The organism is Methylobacter sp. (assembly GCF_023227905.1).
In the GTDB taxonomy this organism is placed as follows: domain Bacteria; phylum Pseudomonadota; class Gammaproteobacteria; order Methylococcales; family Methylomonadaceae; genus Methylobacter_A.
The window spans coordinates 1-19,881 of the sequence record NZ_JALOCF010000064.1 but is presented as its reverse complement, the minus strand read 5'-3'; the positions used below and the strand labels follow the sequence as shown (position 1 = coordinate 19,881).

At 48.5% G+C, this 19,881-nt stretch carries 14 protein-coding genes and 1 pseudogene; 7 read left to right on the top strand and 8 right to left on the bottom strand.

Features of this window, described 5'->3' with window-relative positions:
* Positions 1–1,173 precede the first annotated feature (1,173 nt).
* From M0R47_RS18925 to M0R47_RS18910, 4 genes are all read right to left on the bottom strand, one after another.
* Complete coding sequence (locus M0R47_RS18925) at positions 1,174–1,476, bottom strand: hypothetical protein (RefSeq protein WP_292557702.1); 303 nt, start codon at positions 1,474–1,476, stop codon at positions 1,174–1,176.
* Positions 1,477–1,542: 66 nt separating this feature from the next.
* Positions 1,543–2,184, bottom strand: a complete 642-nt coding sequence (locus M0R47_RS18920; protein WP_292557700.1) for a hypothetical protein — start codon at positions 2,182–2,184, stop codon at positions 1,543–1,545.
* A gap of 210 nt (positions 2,185–2,394) precedes the next feature.
* Positions 2,395–3,291, bottom strand: coding sequence for a (2E,6E)-farnesyl diphosphate synthase (ispA, locus tag M0R47_RS18915; protein WP_292557698.1), 897 nt, complete (start codon positions 3,289–3,291; stop codon positions 2,395–2,397).
* Positions 3,284–3,517 carry an exodeoxyribonuclease VII small subunit gene (locus M0R47_RS18910; RefSeq protein WP_292557695.1) on the bottom strand — a complete coding sequence of 78 codons (234 nt, stop codon included), beginning with the start codon at positions 3,515–3,517 and terminating at the stop codon, positions 3,284–3,286. The genes ispA and M0R47_RS18910 overlap by 8 nt, the downstream gene beginning before the upstream one ends.
* 140 nt (positions 3,518–3,657) lie before the next feature.
* On the opposite strand from M0R47_RS18910, the gene parE reads away from it, so the two are divergent.
* Together parE and arsS are read left to right on the top strand one after the other, a co-directional pair.
* Positions 3,658–5,550: a DNA topoisomerase IV subunit B gene (parE, locus tag M0R47_RS18905; protein ID WP_292557692.1), complete on the top strand. Its 1,893-nt coding sequence runs from the start codon at positions 3,658–3,660 to the stop codon at positions 5,548–5,550.
* Positions 5,551–5,644: 94 nt separating this feature from the next.
* On the top strand, positions 5,645–6,595 hold the full coding sequence (gene arsS / locus M0R47_RS18900; protein ID WP_292557690.1) for an arsenosugar biosynthesis radical SAM (seleno)protein ArsS: 951 nt from the start codon (positions 5,645–5,647) through the stop codon (positions 6,593–6,595).
* 175 nt (positions 6,596–6,770) lie between these two features.
* Here arsS and M0R47_RS18895 read toward each other — a convergent pair whose 3' ends face one another.
* Complete coding sequence (locus M0R47_RS18895) at positions 6,771–6,965, bottom strand: hypothetical protein (protein WP_292557687.1); 195 nt, start codon at positions 6,963–6,965, stop codon at positions 6,771–6,773.
* A 264-nt stretch (positions 6,966–7,229) separates the two neighbouring features.
* On the opposite strand from M0R47_RS18895, the gene uvrC reads away from it, so the two are divergent.
* From uvrC to M0R47_RS18880, 3 genes are all read left to right on the top strand, one after another.
* Entirely contained in the window at positions 7,230–9,071 is a 1,842-nt protein-coding gene (gene uvrC, locus M0R47_RS18890; protein ID WP_292557685.1) for an excinuclease ABC subunit UvrC, read from the top strand.
* Positions 9,061–9,624: a CDP-diacylglycerol--glycerol-3-phosphate 3-phosphatidyltransferase gene (gene pgsA, locus M0R47_RS18885; RefSeq protein ID WP_292557683.1), complete on the top strand. Its 564-nt coding sequence runs from the start codon at positions 9,061–9,063 to the stop codon at positions 9,622–9,624. The genes uvrC and pgsA overlap by 11 nt, the downstream gene beginning before the upstream one ends.
* 93 nt (positions 9,625–9,717) lie before the next feature.
* On the top strand, positions 9,718–10,317 hold the full coding sequence (locus M0R47_RS18880) for a TetR/AcrR family transcriptional regulator (protein WP_292557680.1): 600 nt from the start codon (positions 9,718–9,720) through the stop codon (positions 10,315–10,317).
* 366 nt (positions 10,318–10,683) lie between these two features.
* Here the strand turns inward: M0R47_RS18880 and M0R47_RS18875 are convergent, their stop codons facing one another.
* Both M0R47_RS18875 and gltB read right to left on the bottom strand, forming a co-directional pair.
* Positions 10,684–12,126 carry a glutamate synthase subunit beta gene (locus tag M0R47_RS18875; RefSeq protein WP_292557677.1) on the bottom strand — a complete coding sequence of 481 codons (1,443 nt, stop codon included), beginning with the start codon at positions 12,124–12,126 and terminating at the stop codon, positions 10,684–10,686.
* Between the two features lie 35 nt (positions 12,127–12,161).
* Positions 12,162–16,781 carry a glutamate synthase large subunit gene (gene gltB, locus M0R47_RS18870; RefSeq protein WP_292557675.1) on the bottom strand — a complete coding sequence of 1,540 codons (4,620 nt, stop codon included), beginning with the start codon at positions 16,779–16,781 and terminating at the stop codon, positions 12,162–12,164.
* Positions 16,782–17,107: 326 nt separating this feature from the next.
* Here gltB and M0R47_RS18865 point away from each other — a divergent pair, with 326 nt between their 5' ends.
* Both M0R47_RS18865 and M0R47_RS18860 read left to right on the top strand, forming a co-directional pair.
* Positions 17,108–18,325, top strand: coding sequence for an FAD-dependent monooxygenase (locus tag M0R47_RS18865; RefSeq protein WP_292557673.1), 1,218 nt, complete (start codon positions 17,108–17,110; stop codon positions 18,323–18,325).
* Between the two features lie 145 nt (positions 18,326–18,470).
* Positions 18,471–18,857, top strand: a complete 387-nt coding sequence (locus M0R47_RS18860; protein WP_292557671.1) for a PilZ domain-containing protein — start codon at positions 18,471–18,473, stop codon at positions 18,855–18,857.
* A 68-nt stretch (positions 18,858–18,925) separates the two neighbouring features.
* On the opposite strand, the pseudogene glnD reads toward M0R47_RS18860, so the two are convergent.
* Positions 18,926–19,881 (bottom strand): annotated as a pseudogene (gene glnD / locus M0R47_RS18855) ([protein-PII] uridylyltransferase); the annotation flags it as partial.

Below are 19,881 nucleotides of genomic sequence, written 5' to 3'. Positions count from 1 at the left end.
AGCCAAACCACCTGGGACAAAAAAACCAAAACAACGCATGGCTGACAATATACGAACTGTTCACAACACAATCTTACCGTAACCACTGGGGCTGATGAAAGCAAGCCAAAGCCAATACCTTCATTCCAGCAATGCCTAACGCCCGCGTTAACAGGCGGCTGCTAGCGAAGCTGGCAGACGTCCTGTTGAACAACCAGTTAGGCCGGGGCGCGGAGGCACGGCGTTGAAACTATGGAGTGGATGCATGCTTGATGCGGGGCTAGGGTTGAAGAGAAAAGCTAGCTTTTTCGGGTGATGGAGCGATTAACCGCGATCCCGACCCTGGACCGAGACATCGACGATGCCGACCCACTGAGGGCGAAACTGAATTTCTGAGTTGAAGAGGTCCGGCTGGTCTTCGAAGGAGATCTGGCCGGGTTGAGCGCGCAATCTCAGCAAGGCGGCTGGAAGCTTCGGGTGAAAACTCCCGGCAAGACTCGGCCACCCAGGATGACCCCGTGCGGCCTTTGAGACAAAGTTTGGGCACCGAAGGATGCAGCGCCACGGTAGTGTTTCCTGTTGTGAATGTATGTGCGTGAAATTTCTTGCTCCGTGCTTGGCAATGGCTGCGCGCACAATTGAAGACGGTGTGACCGAGCAGCCGAGTTGTTCTACCTCCAGGGGGAGATTGCAGTTCCACTTGTAAGGTTTTGTTGCGTGGTTGTAGAAGCAGTAGATTGCAAGCGCTCTGTTTGCCCGAGCATATGTGTCCAAGATATCGATCTGGGGAACGCCCGCAACTTCGTGTGCGAGCGACGCATAGCGGCTTGAACTGACTTGGATTTTCTTCGCTTGAACTGCATACCGCCGCCAGCCCATGTGCGAACTGCCTATCCAAAGTTCGAAGTCGCATCCTTTCGTGGATTCCTGGGCTCGGGTGTCTTCCAGGAACACGCACGCAGGTCCGGCAGAAGCCAGAGCGTCTAGATTGTTTGATGTGATTGCGTCTTCACCAAGGTGAATCCGGTTTCGACTAAACCGTTCTATTGATCGCCACGTTTTACCGGCGAGGACTTCGAATAACTCGTATGGTTTCATGGTGCCTAACGTAGAGCTAACCGGGCGCGGCCCGGAAAGCTGAAAAACAAATCCGCGTTATAACCGCGCTCCGGTTGAGCGCCATGTTATGTGTGATCACGCCGACTCCGGTGTGCTATAGACCAGAATGGCATCGCCACTCTCAAGTGCGGATTGATAGCAGGAACGCTCCGGTTCACCTTTGCGCTCCGCTGTATCAGCCGACAGCGTACCCGCCTTTAGTATCTCAACCTGCGACCACCCGCACTTTAGCGCCACGACCTCTGCCGTTTCCCAGTCGTGAGCAGAGCCAAGCGGCTGCCGAACGTAGATATGCATTGCGTGACGCTGGCCGACAGGAAAGCGCTCAACACCTGACGCAGTGGCTTTTGCCAAGAAGATATGGACTTCAGCGATCATGATGCATAACGTAAAGCTAAGCCGACCGCTGAAGCGTAGCGGAAGCGGGTCGGCTTGAGCGCTGGGTTATGCATTTTTACGTTTCGCTTCCAGATAAAGCCTATATGGCTTATTCATCTTCGAAAGAAGCCACGAATAACCAGGAATAGGCATGGTCTCAATTAATGAAAAGAAAATTTCGGCATAAATATCTGGAATACCCGTAATTACCTCTTGCCGCATCTCTACATCTACCCCCAGCTTTCTGATTGAAATACCCGGCTTTTCGGAACCTGAAATGCGGTATATAAAGACTACTCGATCCTTAGGATTTAAATACTTTATTTTTACTTTGTATACTCCATCACCTTTCTGCTCAATTTCTATGAAGTTTTCGGGTGCAGTGAAGTTTTTTGAAGATATTTCAAAATCCAGCAGCGGAGAGTCTAATGCTTGAGTGACATCAATTTCGATTTCTTCCAGTGCTTTTGTTCCAGTATTCTGTGCCGCAAACTCCCCGGCACCTAAATCATTGATCGGTGTTCCTTTGTAGGTTATTTGCACATCAGATTTAGCAATATCGTTTACATCCAAAAGCTTTGAGTGCGGTGAAACCAGAAGAGTTATTCTTTGTTTTTCTTTTCCCTGCAAAGCTATCAGCCAAGTACCTATCACGCCAATTAGCGCACCACCGATAGCAAAAGCTCCGTTGATTATTTCTGATGTCAATTGCCCCCCTTTTTTTTATTTTATGCATAACGTAAAGTAGACACCTAAAAAGGCGCCTAATAAAATTCAAGAACAGGTGTATATCATATACACCTGTTTATATTTTTCATGACGATATGGTGTTTATTTTTTAGATAGCCAACCATTTTCGGTAATGGTTTCTACACCGATCAATCCCTTTCAGAGTTATTCAATTGATGCGCGACCCTATTAATGATCCCGCTGAATAATATAAAGTGACAAATCTCTTAACAAGTCGGCTTCGCTGCCAAAAATGCTCAGGTTATCCAGCGCTTGCTCATGCAGTTCCATCGCTTTTTGTTTGGCACCGGCCAAACCTAATAAAGCAGGATAGGTAGGTTTGTTGTTGTTTTGGTCTTTGCCTTGAGTTTTGCCCAACGTTGCTGTATCGCTTTCTTCGTCGAGGATGTCGTCTTTAACTTGGAACGACAAGCCGATGCACTTGGCATAGTTGTCCAGTTTTTTTGCAACGTTCGGGTCTATATCGGCTTTCGCCAAGGTCGCCATATTAACGCTGGCACGTATCAATGCACCGGTTTTATGGATATGCATGTTTTCCAGTTCTGGCAATGTCAAGCTGGTGCCGACGGATTCCAAATCGATTGCTTGACCGCCGACCATACCTTGGGAACCGCTGGCTTTGGTTAATGCAACGATCATTTTCAAGCGGCCTTCCGGGGTGGCAGTCATGCTGGGATCATGGGCCAGAATTTCAAAAGCCAGGGTTTGCAGCGCATCGCCGGTCAAAATAGCGGTCGCTTCATCGAACGCTTTATGACAGGTGGCTTTGCCGCGTCTAAGATCGTCGTCGTCCATTGCCGGAAGATCGTCATGGATCAATGAGTAAACATGGATGAATTCAACGGCGCAAGCGGGACCATCCAATGCTTCAGGGGCTATGCCCAGCGTCTTTCCGGTGCAGTAAGTCAGCATAGGACGCATACGTTTGCCGCCGTCCAATGTGCTGTAGCGCATTGCCTCATGCAGTTTTTGCGGCAGTATGTTTTCTCTGGGCAGGCGAGCGTCCAGCGCTCTTTCTACACGGTTTTGACAGAATTCAAGATAGTCTTTTAACGCATTACTCATCGGTAAATGGCTCCAGGGTTTGAGTGCCGTTTTTTTCAATTAGAATTTGAACTTTTTGCTCGGCCTCTTGCAGGGCTTTTTGACAAGTACGGGTCAGGTTGACTCCGCGTTCAAATGACTTTAGCGATTCTTCCAGCGAGATGTCGCCTTGTTCGAGCTGGACGACCAGCTGCTCAAGTTCTGCGAGGGAATCTTCGAATAAAGTCGAGGTTTTCTTTTTCGGCATGAGATAAAAAAAATTTTAATGGTACGATGTAAAGTTCAAGGCGAAGGGCAAAAGGCAAAAGGCAAAAAATTTTGTGCCTTTCGCCTTTTGCCTTGCGTCCTGCATTATATATGAAATTGAATTGTGAGTGATTAGGAAGTATGAGTAGCGAATATAACGCGGCGGCAATAGAAGTTTTAAGCGGATTGGAGCCGGTGCGGAAACGTCCCGGCATGTACACGGACACGACAAGGCCCAACCATCTGGTGCAGGAAGTCGTCGATAACAGCGTTGACGAGGCGATGGCGGGCCATGCTACCTCGATTGACGTGGTCTTGTATAAAGACGGCTCGGTGCTGGTCAGCGATAACGGCCGGGGGATGCCGGTCGATATACATCCCGAGCAAGGCATTCCCGGTGTCGAGGTGATTTTGACCCAGCTGCATGCGGGCGGAAAGTTTTCCAATAAAAATTATCAGTTTTCCGGCGGCTTGCATGGCGTGGGCGTCTCGGTCGTTAACGCCTTGTCGGCAAAGCTGGAAGTGGAAGTTAAAAGAAACGGCAAGGTCTATCGAATGGAGTTTGCTGATGGCGAAAAGCAGACCGGGCTGACTGAGACCGGCACTGTCGGCAAGAATAATACCGGAACAACCGTACATTTCTGGCCGAACGAAAAATATTTTGATTCCAATAAGGTGTCGGTTTTAAAGCTTAAGCACGTGTTGCGAGCCAAGGCGGTTTTATGTCCGGGCTTGAAAATATCCCTGAAGATCGATCAAACCGACGAAGAGTATTTCTGGTGTTATCAGGACGGCCTCAAGGAGTATTTGCTCGACCGTATAGGTGATATTGATTATTGCCCGGAACATCCGTTTATGGGCAATATGTCCGCTAATCATGAAGCCGTTGAATGGGGGATCGTTTGGGCGATTGAAAATCCTGCGGAAGTGCTGGCTGAAAGTTACGTGAATCTGGTACCGACTGCGCAAGGCGGAACCCATGTCAACGGCCTGCGGGCTGGGCTGACCGAAGCGATGCGCGAATTTTGCGATATTAGAAATATTCTGCCGCGCGGCGTTAAAGTCGCCCCGGAAGATGTTTGGGAAAACTGCCACTTTGTGCTGTCGGTAAAACTCGAAGACCCGCAGTTTTCAGGGCAAACCAAGGAGCGGCTCAGTTCCCGCGAATGCGTGACTTTTGTCTCCGGCGTGGCGAAAGACAGTTTTAGCTTATGGCTGAACCAGAACCCGGCTGAGGGCGAGAAAATCGCCGAAGTGATTATTTCCAGCGCGCAAAAGCGGCTGCGCTCCAATAAAAAAATCATCCGCAAAAAAATCACCGCAGGTCCTGCCTTGCCGGGCAAACTGGCCGACTGTTCGGCACAGGATCTAGCCCGGACCGAATTGTTCCTGGTTGAAGGGGACTCGGCCGGAGGCTCGGCCAAGCAGGCGCGGGAGCGTGATTTTCAGGCGATTATGCCGTTGCGCGGCAAGATTTTAAATACTTGGGAGGTTGAGTCCAACCAGGTAATGGCGTCGCAGGAAGTTCATGATATTGCCGTAGCCCTGGGCATAGAGCCGGGTTCTTCCGATTTGCAGAATCTGCGTTACGGAAAGATCTGCATTCTGGCCGATGCCGATTCTGACGGCAACCATATCGCCACCTTGATCTGCGCGTTGTTTTACCAGCATTTTAAATCGCTGGTGGAAGCTGGTCATGTCTATGTCGCGATGCCGCCATTGTATCGGATTGACGTCGGCAAACGGGTGTTTTACGCGCTGGATGAAGCCGAGCGCCAAGGCGTGCTGGATCGCATCGCTGCCGAAAAGCTTAAAGGCCAGATCAATGTGCAGCGTTTTAAAGGCCTGGGCGAAATGAATCCCAGCCAGCTTCGGGAAACCACGATGAATCCGGACACCCGCAGATTGGTGCAGTTAACGGTGGACGAAGGTGATGATACCAATGGCCAGCTTGACTTGCTGTTGGCTAAAAAACGTTCGCAGGACAGGAAAGTGTGGCTGGAAACCAAGGGGAATCTGGCGGATATTGTCTGATGTAAGGCATTAAACAGCTTGTATAAATGCACCAGGAAGACGCGGTATTTTATTTTGGCGACCTTCCTGGTGAAAATTCTTACAGGATTTTGATATGATCGATTCGCTACCTTTTTTGCAGAACTCCGACTTTCCAGCTATTACCCGCAATAAGCTGGAAATATTACAAGTCAATCTCGGTTATTTATGCAATTTGAGTTGCACCCATTGCCATGTCAATGCCGGGCCTAAGCGCACCGAATTGATGGACAAAGCCACCATTGATCAGGCTTTGGGTTTTATCGATAAGCATGGGCTTCACACGCTCGATTTGACCGGTGGCGCGCCGGAAATGAATCCGCATTTTCGCTATTTGGTGATGCAGGCACGCAATCGCGGCTTAAAGATTATCGATCGCTGTAATCTGGTTATTTTGCTGGAAAAAGGCTTTGAGGATATGGGCGGTTTTCTGGCGGAACACCAGGTTGAAATCGTCGCGTCACTGCCGTGCTATCTACAAGAAAATGTCGATAAGCAACGCGGTAAGGGAACGTTTAATGCCAGCATCAAGGCCTTGCAGTTATTGAACGAACTGGGGTATGGTCAAGCCAATACCAACCTTGAATTAAACCTGGTTTTCAATCCGCAAGGCGCGGCCTTGCCGCCTGAACAGCAGCCTTTGGAATACGCTTACAAGCAACATCTGCATGAGCATTATGGCATCGTGTTTAATCATTTATTTGCGATGGCTAATTTACCCGTGCGGCGATTCGGCAGTGTTTTGCTAAGTACCGGCCGGTTTGATGAATATCTGCAACTGCTCAAGGATAATTTTCATGCGTCCAATTTGGACAAGGTTATGTGTAAAAATACCTTAAGCGTTGATTGGCAAGGCTTTGTCTATGATTGCGATTTTAATCAAATGCTGCAACTGCCTTTGGGAGGCAGGCAAAAAATACACTTGAGTCAGATATCCGAATTAATGGGCAAATCTATTGCTACGCTGAAACATTGCTATGGTTGCACGGCAGGACAAGGCAGTAGCTGCGGAGGAGCGATCACTTGATAGTATTCATCATGAAGTTTTAGGCTTTGTGATGAAGCTTTCTAAGCCGTTGCGTATTAACTATTAGAGTTGGTATAACGATAGAAACCGGAGTTTTAGAGCGGTTTCGGAAACCAAAGGTTCGGCGCATAAAGCGGATGGCGGGTCTTGCTGTTAAAAGTCGTTTAAACAAGGCTTATAACGAATAGTGAATCATTAAACAATCGCCAACATTAGATGAAATAAGAATAATGTCTCCGTATTCAGGATGTTGGCTGCATTTGGCTGCAAGCATTCCCGCGTGTTCAACCCGTTCAGTTTCATCATAAATATCATCAGAAATTTTTGCGTATTGATGTACTGTAAGAGGGGTTATCTTTATTTCTTTCATTCAGGTAGTCTCCAGTAAATTAAATGAAAAATAAGTTGATAGGGAGGTTTGTTCATGCCAAATTAATATAAATTTGAATTTAGCATAGGCAAATGTAAGCAATCCCTTACATTTATTAAAAAGCTTGAATTAGGAAAGGTTTTTATTCAATAAATATACAAACGATTTAGAATGTGTGAAGTAAAGCCCATTTACAAATTGGATAAGGACTAATCCCTGCATAATGAATTTTTCATGCTGTACCGCATGCTATCAGGATAAAGTGTGAGTCCCGAGTTACCAGAAAACAGATTCGATATAAAAGCGTTTTTAAAAAACCTGACTACGCGCCCCGGCATTTATAAGATGCTCAATGAGCAGGGCGAAATTATTTATATCGGCAAGGCCAAGAACCTTAAAAACCGCGTTTCCAGCTATTTTAAAAAGCCAAGCGCATCAACCAAGCAACACCGGATGGTGTCCAAGATCGTGGCCATTGAAGTAACGGTGACGCATACTGAAGGCGAGGCTTTATTGCTGGAATGCCAGCTGATCAAGCGTCATAAGCCCCAATACAACATTTGCTTAAGAGACGACCGGTCCTATCCCTATATCTTCCTGTCTACTGAGCATGATTTTCCGCAGATCACGCTGCATCGCGGCGCCAAAAAGAGAAAGGGGAAATATTTCGGCCCTTATCCGGGCATCGGCGCGATCAAAGAAACTCTTAAGCTGCTGCAACGGATTTTTCTTGTCAGGCAGTGCGATGATTCCATTTACAACAATCGCTCACGGCCTTGCCTTCAGCACCAGATAGAGCGCTGCACCGCGCCGTGCGTTGGTTTAATCGATAAAGCCGCTTATGCGAAGGATGTTGAAAACACGATATTGTTTTTGGAGGGCAAGGGCGGTCTGCTGATCGATCAGTTGATTGTTAATATGGAGCAAGCGTCGGCTAACCTTGAATATGAGCGGGCCGCCGGTTTCAGGGATCAGATTATAAAATTGCGTTCGGTGCTGGAAAAACAATTTGTGCTCGGCGACCGGGGCGATGTTGATATTATCGCCTGTGCAACCAAAGCCGGAGTGGCTTGTGTTCAGGTATTTTTTATCCGCAATGGGCAGCATTTGGGTAATAAAGTGTTTTTCCCGAAAATAACCGACGAGCATGATCCGGCAGCCATCATTCAGGCGTTTATTCCGCAATATTATCTGGATAAACAAATTCCTCATGAATTGATTGTCAGTCATCAGCCGGAAGAAGCTAATCTGCTAATGGAAGTGCTGGCATCTCGGGCAAAACATGCGGTAGCTATCTCTCACAATGTCAGGGGTGAGCGCTCAAAATGGTTGGAAATGGCTTGCACCAATGCCGAAAATTCACTGCTGAGCAAATTATCCGACAAGCAGGGAATTTATGCCCGTTTCCTCAGTTTACAGGAAGAGTTGGACTGCAAGGAGTTGCCAAAACGCCTTGAATGTTTCGATATCAGTCATACCCAGGGCGATCAAACGGTTGCGTCCTGTGTGGTATTCGACCGGGAAGGTCCGGTAAAATCGGCATATCGACGGTTTAACATCGAAGGCATAACCGCCGGCGATGATTATGCGGCTATTCATCAGGCGGTATTCAGGCGTTTTAAAAGGTTAAAACAGGGGGAACATGCGGCGCCGGATATATTGCTTATAGACGGCGGTAAAGGTCAGGTGCATGAAGCGCAAAAGGCATTGGCGGAATTAGACATAAACAATGTTATGATAGTCGGCGTTTCCAAAGGTCCGGATAGAAAACCCGGCATGGAAAAGCTTATACTAGTGGATCAAGAGCAGCCATTAGATATAAGTCCTGGAGCTAGCGGTTTATTGTTGATTCAGCATATTCGCGATGAAGCGCATCGATTTGCGATAACAGGGCACAGACAGCGACGGGGAAAGGCTAAAAAACAATCGTCCTTGGAGGCTATTCCAGGGTTGGGGCCTAAACGCCGACAGATTTTATTGAAACAATTTGGGGGGCTGCAAGGTATTTCACAGGCTGGCGTGGATGCACTTTGCAGTGTGGATGGCATAAGCCGTCAGTTAGCACAACGGATTTACGAACTATTTCATCATCAAGATGACAATTGAATTTAATTTACCGACAAACCTTACGCTGTTAAGAATCGCGTTAATTCCATTAATTATCGTGGTTTTTTATCTGCCCTGGGCATATTCCAATATTGCCTGTATGCTGATTTTTTTAGCGGCGGGAATTACTGACTGGCTGGACGGCTATCTTGCCAGGAAAATGAGTTTAGAGACGCCTTTCGGGGCTTTTTTAGATCCTGTGGCGGATAAACTGATGGTGGCTATGGTGTTGGTCCTGATTGTTCAGCAGCAGGCCAGTCCTTATTTGGCTATACCAGCGGCGATCATCATTGGTCGGGAAATTACCATTGCCTCACTTAGGGAATGGATGGCAGAGATCGGTCAGAGGGCAAAGGTTAAAGTATCCCAATTAGGTAAATGGAAGACTACGGCTCAAATGCTGGCGATTGGCATGTTGTTATATCGCGAAGATATACTGGGTATACCCATAAATTACTGCGGGTATGGCTTGTTATATATTGCGGCTATATTGACATTATGGTCGATGGTAAGTTACTTAAGCGCTGCACTGGCGGTTTTGAACGCAAAATAAGTTTATACTCGCGAGCCTATAATGTGTAGACCTCTTACTTTTTCACTCACATACAAATAATACAGCGCATTGAATTAGCTGTGAAAGAAGAACATGGATCAGGAAATAGAAAATACTCAGATAAAATCTGACGTGCAAGATGAGATATTGCTGGCAGCCTTAAAGCTTTTTGTAGAAAAAGGTTACTTCAATACATCATTAATCGATATTAAAGATGCGGTTGGTGCAAAAACTGCTGGCGCAATCTATCAGCACTTCAAAACCAAACAAATGATTGCATCGCAATTATATGCCAATATTCTCGGTAGCTTAAGCGTCTCTATTGATGACATAAAGCGCAAGAATGAAAAGCCATCCGAACAATTGCGCGGCATAGTCGATCTGCTGTTCAAGTTAACAGACGAGGCGCCGGATGTAATGCGCTTTCTGTTGATTTTGAACATCAACGAGTTTTTGCCGGAAGCAAAGCCGCTACATGAAACCGGGGCGATTATAAAAATTATCCGGATTATTGAAGCCGGTATTAAAACAGGCGAAATCCGTAATATTAACGCCCAACTGGGCTACGCCCATTTCTTCGGCATTATTAATAATACTCTGCGACTGGCTTTGACCGGGTTTCTTGATAGGAAAGCCGACACATATCAACCGCAAACCTGGCTTGCCGCGTGGAATACAATCGTTAAAAAGTGATATAGCTTAGCCGCTGTTGCTTTTTATCGACACGAAGCTTTTGTGGCTATTTTTTTCGCGATTTTATACGTTACGTCATGCGTACGCAGCGGTTAAATGCCACAAATTTTTGTAACGGCTTGCTTAAATCTGGAAGGAAATTATGGGTGACGTAATTCAATTTAAACGGCCCAAACTGACACAGCTGCATAAAGGCAATACGTTATGCCGCAGCGGCTTTCATAAATGGGAAGTCTTAAATGAAAAACAGTTTGATGTGAAAGAGGGGAAGTTGATCACCGTTTATCAATGTAAGCGGTGTTCAAAAAGGAAAACCAAGGCGCTGTAGCGGTGATTGCCGCTACAGCGCTTTTTTGCATTATAGGCTTAACGGGGCAGTTCTGATGCCCCCATCAGAAACTCATCCACTGCTCTGGCGGCTTGCCTGCCTTCGCGTATCGCCCAGACCACTAACGATTGCCCACGCCGCGCATCGCCTGCGGCGAACACTTTATCGACCGAGGTGCGATATTGTTTATCGTTGGCTTTGACGTTATTACGGTCCAGTTCAACCCCCAGCTCTTTTAACAAGCCTTCGTGTACCGGGTGAACAAAACCCATCGCTAAAAATACGATATCGGCTTCCAGGGTGAAACCACTGTCTGCTTTCTCGCTCATTTTCCACTGTCCACCTTCTTGCTTCCACTCCACTTCCACCGCGTTCAGATGGGTTATTTTTCCATCTTTGCCGGTAACGCTTTGGGTGTTGACGCTGAAGTAACGTTGCTTGATGCCTTCATCATGTGAAGACGTGGTGCGCAACTTGTTGGGCCATAGCGGCCAGGTCAGTAATTTGTTTTCTTTTTCAGGTGGTTGCGGCAAAATTTCGAGCTGAACCACAGATGCTGCGCCTTGGCGAATCGATGTGCCTATGCAATCGGAACCGGTATCGCCGCCACCAATGACAATAACGCGTTTGTCTGTCGCAATAATGGCTTCTTCTTCAGGTATAACATCGCCTGCATTGCGCTTGTTCTGCTGGCGCAAAAAGTCCATTGCAAAGTAAACGCCTTGATACTCATTACGTCCAGGAACTTCCAGATCCCTTGGTTTTTCAGAACCGACTGCTAATACAACGGCATCGTATTCGGTCATTAATTTTTGTGCAGGAATATCTTTGCCGATATGGCTGTTGGGCCTGAACCTGACGCCTTCTGCCTGCATTTGCGCAATGCGACGGTCAATATGCGTTTTTTCCATCTTGAAGTCGGGAATGCCGTAGCGCAATAAGCCGCCGATGCGGTCATTTTTTTCATAGACTACGACTTCATGCCCGGCGCGAGCCAACTGTTGAGCACAGGCTAGGCCGGAGGGACCTGAGCCTATTACCGCAACGCGCTTGCCAGTGCGTTTTTCCGGAATTTGCGGTTTTACCCAGCCCATTGCCCAGCCTTTATCGATAATGGCGCACTCTATCGATTTAATGGTTACGGGCTGATCTTGCAAGTTGAGCGTGCAAGCGGCCTCGCAAGGCGCAGGACAGATACGCCCGGTAAATTCAGGAAAATTGTTGGTGCTATGTAAAATATCCAGCGCTTGCTGCCAATCTCCGCGATAAACCCCGTCATTCCAATCAGGAATAATGTTGTTGACCGGACAACCTTGATGGCAGAAAGGGATGCCGCAATCCATGCATCTAGAACCCTGCTCAGCCACTTCGGCATCGCTGGGGGATAGTGTAAATTCGCGATAATGCTGGATACGATCACTCGGCGAGGCATAATGCCGCTCAGTGCGTGGTAGTTCCATAAACCCGGTTGGTTTACCCATTTTTAATACCTTCTACTTAAATAGTGCCGCAACGACTATGCAGTCGCGGTAGCTTGTTCTGCCTGGATTTGTTTGAGTGCTTCGCGGTAATCGACCGGCATGACTTTAACAAAGCGCGGCAAATAATCCTGCCAATTATCCAAAATGTGCTGTGCCCTGGCGCTGTTGGTATAACGCTTATGCTGTTCAATAAAGTGCTTTAAGCGTTGAGCATCGTTACGGGTCATATCGGACATAATGTGCACGCGACCATGTGTTTCCAAATCGCCGCCTTGGTGGGCGATAGCCTCAAGTATGTCGTCTTCTTCAGGGATCGGTTCGAGATCCACCATGGCCATATTGCAGCGCTTCTCGAAATCGCCTTCTTCATCGAGCACATAAGCCACGCCGCCAGACATGCCCGCCGCAAAGTTACGGCCGGTTTGTCCGAGCACGACCACAACGCCCCCGGTCATGTATTCACAGCCATGGTCGCCCACGCCCTCGACAACCGCGACAGCGCCCGAATTGCGCACCGCAAAACGTTCGCCTGCAACGCCGCTGAAATAACATTCGCCGCTGATCGCACCGTACAACACGGTGTTGCCGACGATTATGTTTTCAGCCGGGGTAACAGGGCAGTCCTTAGGTTGATAAATGGCGATACGTCCGCCGCTCATGCCCTTGCCGACATAATCGTTGCCTTCGCCTTCAAGCTCAATGCTGATGCCTTGTGCTAGAAACGAGCCGAAACTTTGACCGGCGGTACCTTTGACGCGAATCGCAATGGTGTCGTCAGGCAAGCCTTTGTGCCCATAACGTTTGGCTACTTCACCGGACAGCATCGCACCGAAAGTGCGGTTAATGTTGCGAATCGGCGTGTCGATAACTACTGGCTGACCGTTTTGCAGTGCGGGTTGGGCGGCTGCAATCAAGGTGTGGTCCAGTGCCTGATCCAAGCCGTGATCCTGGCGTTCGGTGTTATAAACAGCGGTAGCGCCGTCAACTTCGGGTTTATAGAAAACCCGGCTGTAGTCCAGTCCCTGCGTCTTCCAGTGGCTTAGTGAGCGCTGCATGTCAAGCTTGTCCGAACGTCCGATCATTTCATTGACGGTGCGGAAGCCCAGTTTTGCCATCCACTGACGAACGTCTTCCGCAACCATGAAGAAATAATTGACCACATGCTCAGGTTGTCCGGTAAAACGTTTGCGCAGCTCAGGGTCTTGCGTTGCAACGCCGACCGGGCAGGTGTTCAGATGGCATTTGCGCATCATTAAGCAGCCCGATACGATCAGTGGTGCTGTAGCAAAGCCGAATTCATCCGCGCCTAACAATGCGCCGATGACCACGTCGCGCCCTGTACGCAAACCGCCGTCAACTTGGACGGCGATGCGTCCGCGCAGTTTGTTCAACACCAGCGTTTGATGGGTTTCGGCAAGGCCGATTTCCCACGGCAAACCGGCATGTTTGATCGAAGTCATCGGGCTGGCGCCGGTGCCGCCGTCATAGCCGGAAATGGTCACATGATCAGCATGAGCTTTGGAAACGCCCGCCGCAACCGTGCCTACGCCGACTTCCGATACCAGCTTGACGCTGATTCGTGCTTCGGGGTTGACGTTTTTCAAATCATGGATCAGCTGCGCCAAATCTTCAATCGAATAAATGTCATGGTGCGGCGGCGGCGAAATCAAGCCTACGCCTCGTGTTGAATGGCGTACTCTGGCGATAACTGCGTCGACTTTATGGCCGGGCAGCTGTCCGCCTTCGCCGGGTTTCGCGCCCTGGCTGACTTTGATCTGAATGTCGTCGGCATTGACCAGATATTCAGTGGTTACCCCGAAACGTCCGGAAGCGACTTGTTTAATCGCCGAACGCATCGAGTCGCCGTTTGGCAGGGTCTTGAAGCGTTCTGGCAGTTCGCCGCCTTCGCCGGTATTGGACTTTCCGCCGATGCGGTTCATCGCAATCGCCAGATTAGTATGCGCTTCATAAGAGATCGAACCGAACGACATCGCGCCGGTTGCAAAACGCTTGACGATCTCCGCGGCAGATTCCACTTCATCCAACGGTACAGGCGTTGCGTCTTCCTTGAATGACATTAAGCCGCGCAAGGTCAATAAAGCTTCGTTTTGCTCATCAATCAGGCGGCAGAACTCAGCGTATTTTTCATAACTGTTGCTGCGCGTTGCATGTTGCAGCGTGCTGATGGTCGCAGGCGTCCAGGTGTGCGCTTCACCGCGCAAACGGTAAGCGTATTCGCCGCCAATATCCAAAGCTTCGCGGTATAACGGCGCATTGCCGAAAGCAATTCGATGGCGGCGAGTGGTTTCTTCGCTAACTTCCTTTAAACCGACGCCTTCGATAGTGCTGGTTGTACCGGTGAAATAACGATCCAGGAAAGGTTCAGACAAACCGAGCGCATTAAAAATTTGCGCGCCGCAATAAGACTGATAGGTCGAAATGCCCATTTTGGACATGACTTTAAGCAGGCCTTTGGAGATCGCTTTGATGTAGCGTTTATGCGCTTCGTATTCGCTGAGGTCAGCGATGTTTTCGCATAGCCCTGAGAGCGTATCGAAAGCCAGATAAGGATTGATCGCTTCTGCGCCATAAGCCGCCAGCAGTGCAAAGTGATGAACTTCGCGTGCTTCGCCGGTTTCAACAACCAGGCCGACTTCGGTGCGCAGACCTTCGCGGGTCAGGTAGTGATGCACGGCGGAAGTCGCCAACAGGGCAGGGATGGCAATATGTGCAACATCCAGGTCGCGGTCGGACAGTGCCAGAATATTGTTGCCTTCTTCAACGGCCTGTTTTGCCGCGAGACACAATTTGTCGAGCGCCGCTTCCATGCCGCTGGCTCCCAAGTCGGATGGGTAGCAAAGCGTCAGGGTTTTGGTTTTGAATACGCCGCCGGTGCGTGTTTCGATGCGGCGGATCTTTTCCAAATCCTGGTTAGTCAAAATAGGCTGTTCCACTTCAAGGCGCATATGCGTTCCGCCTTCATCCAGGCCCAATAAATTAGGGCGCGGGCCGATCAGTGAAACCAGCGACATGACCAATTCTTCACGGATTGGGTCGATAGCCGGGTTGGTGACTTGGGCAAAGCCTTGCTTGAAATAATCGTACAGCAAGCGCGAACGTTCCGATAATACCGCCAACGCAGTATCAATACCCATAGAGCTAATCGGTTCCTGTCCGGTTAACGCAATTGGCTTCAGGATGAACTCGATGTCTTCACGGGTATAGCCGAATGCTTGTTGCCTATCCAAGAGGGTGTGCGCATCCGGCGCCATTGCAGAAATTTCCGCGGGCAGTTCGGATAGCAGGATTTGGGTTTTGCTCAGCCATTCGGAATAAGGATGGCAAGAAGACAAATTGGCTTTTAATTCCGCATCATCAATAATGCGGCCTTGTTCGGTGTCGATCAGCAGCATCTTGCCCGGCTGCAAGCGCCATTTTTTGATGATTTTGTGCTGGGGAACTTCCAATACGCCCATTTCCGATGCCATGATGACGAAATCGTCATCAGTAACCAGATAACGCGCAGGACGCAGGCCGTTGCGATCCAAGGTTGCGCCGATTTGACGGCCATCGGTAAAGGCAATAGCCGCAGGGCCATCCCAAGGTTCCATCAGGGCGGCGTTGTATTCATAAAACGCACGCAGTTTTTCATCCATTAACTCGTTGCCGGCCCAGGCTTCAGGAATCAGCAACATCATCGCGTGAGCCAATGAATAACCGCCAGCGACCAATAATTCCAGTGCATTGTCGAAACAGGCAGAATCCGATTGCGCTTCGTCGATCAATGGCCATAGTTTATGCATGTCGTCGCCTAGCACTTTGGATGCGATGGAATGACGACGCGCCGCCATGCCGTTCACATTGCCTCGCAAGGTGTTGATTTCGCCGTTATGGGCAATCAGGCGGAAAGGATGCGCCAGATCCCAGGTTGGGAAGGTGTTGGTTGAAAAACGCTGATGCACCAGCGCCAAGGCGCTAACCATGCGTTCATCGCTTAAATCGGCATAAAATGCCCCGACTTGGTCGGCCAGTAACATACCTTTGTAAACGATAGTACGTGACGATAAGGACGGAATGTAAAAGGCGTGACCATGATCCAGCTTTAAATCGCGGACGGCGTTTTCAACTTGCTTGCGGATCACAAACAGCTTGCGCTCGAAAGCATCCTGGTCTTTGCAATCTTCGCCGCGGCCAATAAAAATCTGGCGAATAAACGGTTCAACCAGCTTGACCGACTCGCCTAGAGTGTGATTATCGACGGGCACATCGCGCCAGCCTAACAATACGGCTTTTTCACGAGCAATAATTTCGGTCAACAAGTTTTCGCAAGTTGCACGGTTGGCGGCATCACGTGGTAAAAACACCATACCTGCCGCATAATTTCCCTGTTCGGGTAGAGAGATGCTCAATTTGTCGCATTCTGCACGCAAGAAAGCATCGGGCATTTGAATCAAAATTCCTGCGCCATCGCCCGCATATATATCGGCACCAACCGCGCCACGATGGGTCAGGTTTTTAAGTAATTCCAAGCCTTGACGTACGATCTCATGGCTTTTTTGACCCTTTATATGAACGATAAAACCCACGCCGCATGCATCGTGTTCATTGCGCGGATCATATAAACCCTGTCTGGGTGGTAGCGTGCTTTGACTCATTGTCACCTCTAAAAAATATTACAAAAGGGTTGTTATCCTCTGGCTTAAACAACCCTCGTTGCGCACCTGCTCTGATGGGTGCATCAAAGGCTATGGTACGGCAAAACCAGTTAATTATACGGATGACAGGCAATTCTGTCACGCAGTCTTTTGTTGCACGAACAATAGAGGTATTTTGCTTAATCTTTAAATAGATGTGGTATCTTTCCGCCTTGTTTTAATGATGGATTGCTCTCGTTGAATATTTTTCGATATTTTTAGGTGTGTTCGGCTCTTTAAAGGCGACACATTTATTACGGGAATTCACAGCATATTATTGGTTGATTATGAAAGAAAATTTTGATGTGGTTGTTGTAGGTGGAGGCATGGTTGGGGCGGCTGTTGCTTGTAGCCTCGGCGGGAGTTCATTGAAGGTGGCGGTGATAGAAAGCGCGCCGCCGCAGGCTTTTTCACCTGATCAGCCGCATGATTTGAGGGTTTCCGCGCTCAGTATTGCATCAAAAAACATACTTGAAGCTGTGGGCGCCTGGAGCGGCGTAGTCAACCGAAGGCTTTGCCCGTTTCGCAGGATGAGGGTTTGGGAGACGGCTGGAGATACTGAGTTTTGTAGTGACGATATTAATTATCCTGAATTGGGTTTTATCGTTGAAAACAGGGTGACTCAACAAGCGCTACTGGAGCGCTTGGAGAACTTTGCCAATGTCGAGTTGATGTGTCCTGCCACCATTAGCAAAATCAACTATACGGCAAACAAGCCGTCCGAAGTGTTGTTGGATGATGGCAGAGTTTTGACCGCAAAGGTGTTGGTTGCAGCAGATGGAGGTCAATCCAGGGTCAGGCAGTCGGTAGGTTTAGGGGTTACCAGCTGGGATTATAAGCAGCATGCGCTGGTGATTTATGTTGAAACGGATTACGGGCAGCAGGATATAACATGGCAGCGTTTTGTGCCTAGTGGTCCGCAGGCCTTTTTGCCGCTAACCGGTCATTACGGGTCTATCGTCTGGTATAACTCGCCGGATGAAGTAAATCGATTAAAAGCATTGCCCAACATGGATTTAATGCATGAATTGATGGCTGCTTTTCCTGATTGTCTGGGTAAGGTTAATGCTATTTTAGGCACGGCGAGCTTTCCGCTGAAGCGGCAGCACGCGCAAAGCTATGTCAAGCCCGGCATCGCTTTGGTTGGTGATGCGGCGCACATGATTAATCCGTTGGCGGGGCAAGGCGTTAATATTGGCTTGCTGGATGCGGCGGCATTAGCCGAGGTGCTGATTGATGCCGTCAAGCAAGGTCTTGATCCCGGCGATTTGGCGGTTCTGAATCGCTATGAAAAAATGCGACGCAATGAAAATCTGAAAATGATGACGGTCATGGATGTCTTTTATCGAGTGTTCAGTAATCAGGTGCTGCCGGTCAAGTTTTTACGCAATTTGGGGTTGGGGCTGGCTGAGCGGATTTTGCCTGCCAAAAATAAAGTGATGCGTAGTGCCATGGGGTTGGAAGGTAACTTGCCTAAGCTTGCGCGGGGCGAGTCGATTATTTAACTAAAAAAGTGTTATCTCGGTACTTGTGCTTTTTGCTGCAATGCTTTTGGTATTTAACAAGTACTCAATCGCATCGGTTGCATTGAAATAATTAATTTTTTAAACTTGGACTTTTAAGTGATTTTGTTAGCGGGTATCTAAGGTTATGGAAAGAAGGCTTTACCAAAGGATTCCAGTGCAGATTCCTGTCGTTGTCACTGTCGAGGGCGGTGCGGGCCTTAAGGTGGTTGCGGTAGATGTGTCCAGCGATGGGCTGGGTATCGAATGCGATATCAGGCAGCGAAATATGATTACGCCGGGAGGAAGTTACGTTCGAAACGGTAAGCCGGTGTCGGTGGTCGTTGATGTGGAACTATCTGATGGGGATGGGCAATCAATAAAAATAGTAGCGCGGTGTCTTGTGGCTTTTTCGCGGCGCATGTCCAATGATCTGTGCAAAATTGGCTTGCGTTATGTGGATATTGAAAACAGCAGCCGCGAATGGCTTGTTCGGTTTGCCGATAGAAGACAGGCGTCCCTACATAAGCAATAAATTTGATTGCGAGGGACAGTGCTTATCTCTACTGGCCCCGTATCTATTCAATACAGCAAGGAGAGGGGTTACCCTATCTCCAGCATTTTTAAAATTTCTTCGCGTATTTGTTCCTGTTTGGCGGCATCCGTAATCGGTTGCGATTGGTTGTCTGTAATATAAAACATGTCTTCCGCCCGGCTGCCTATGGTGGTTATTTTTGCGCTGTGCAGATGAATGCCTTTTTGTACAAATGCGCGGCCTATTTTCGATAAAAGTCCGGCATGGTCCGTAGTGATAAGTTCAATAATCGTATGTCTGTTTAAGGGGTCCGCATGAAATTGAATGCTGGTAGGGATTGGAAAGTGCTTGGCCTGCCTTGATTGGCGATGAATGTTTTTGTGCTTTTTGACTTCGCGAAGTAGCAGGTTGTTACGAAGGACGGTACAAATATGCACTTCCCTAAACAGTTCATTAATGGGTTTTCCTGACTGTTCGAGAACCAGGAAGCTGTTAAGAACATAGTCATCGGTCGTGGTCATGATTCGGGCGTCAAGAATAGTCAGTCCCAACTGGTCGAGAGTGGCGGTGCTCAGCGAAAATATAGCCTCTTCATTTTTTGTATAAACAAAAACTTCCGCGCTGCCGCGTTGGGTCTGTGGACGCAGCAAGACCAAAGGCAGGTCGTCTTCGCTGGATGAGGCAATGGCAATGGTGTGCCATGCTATTTCATCAGCCGAGTATCTTAAGAAATAATCATCATTGGCATGTTGCCAGGATTTGAGGATAACCGGTTCGGATATGCCTAGCTTAATCAATTCCTCTTTTGCTTCTTTTTTATTTTCAAGCAGGCGGTCTGTCAGTGCCACGGGATTTTGCAGGCCTCGGTGCAAGGCGCTATAAGTTACTGTATAAAGCTCTTTGAGCAGGGCGTCTTTCCATGCGTTCCAAAGTTCGGGGTTAGTTGCGCGAATATCGGCTACGGTCAGCAGGTATAGGTGGTTCAGGTATTCGATGCTGCCCACGGTCTGGGCAAATTGGTGAA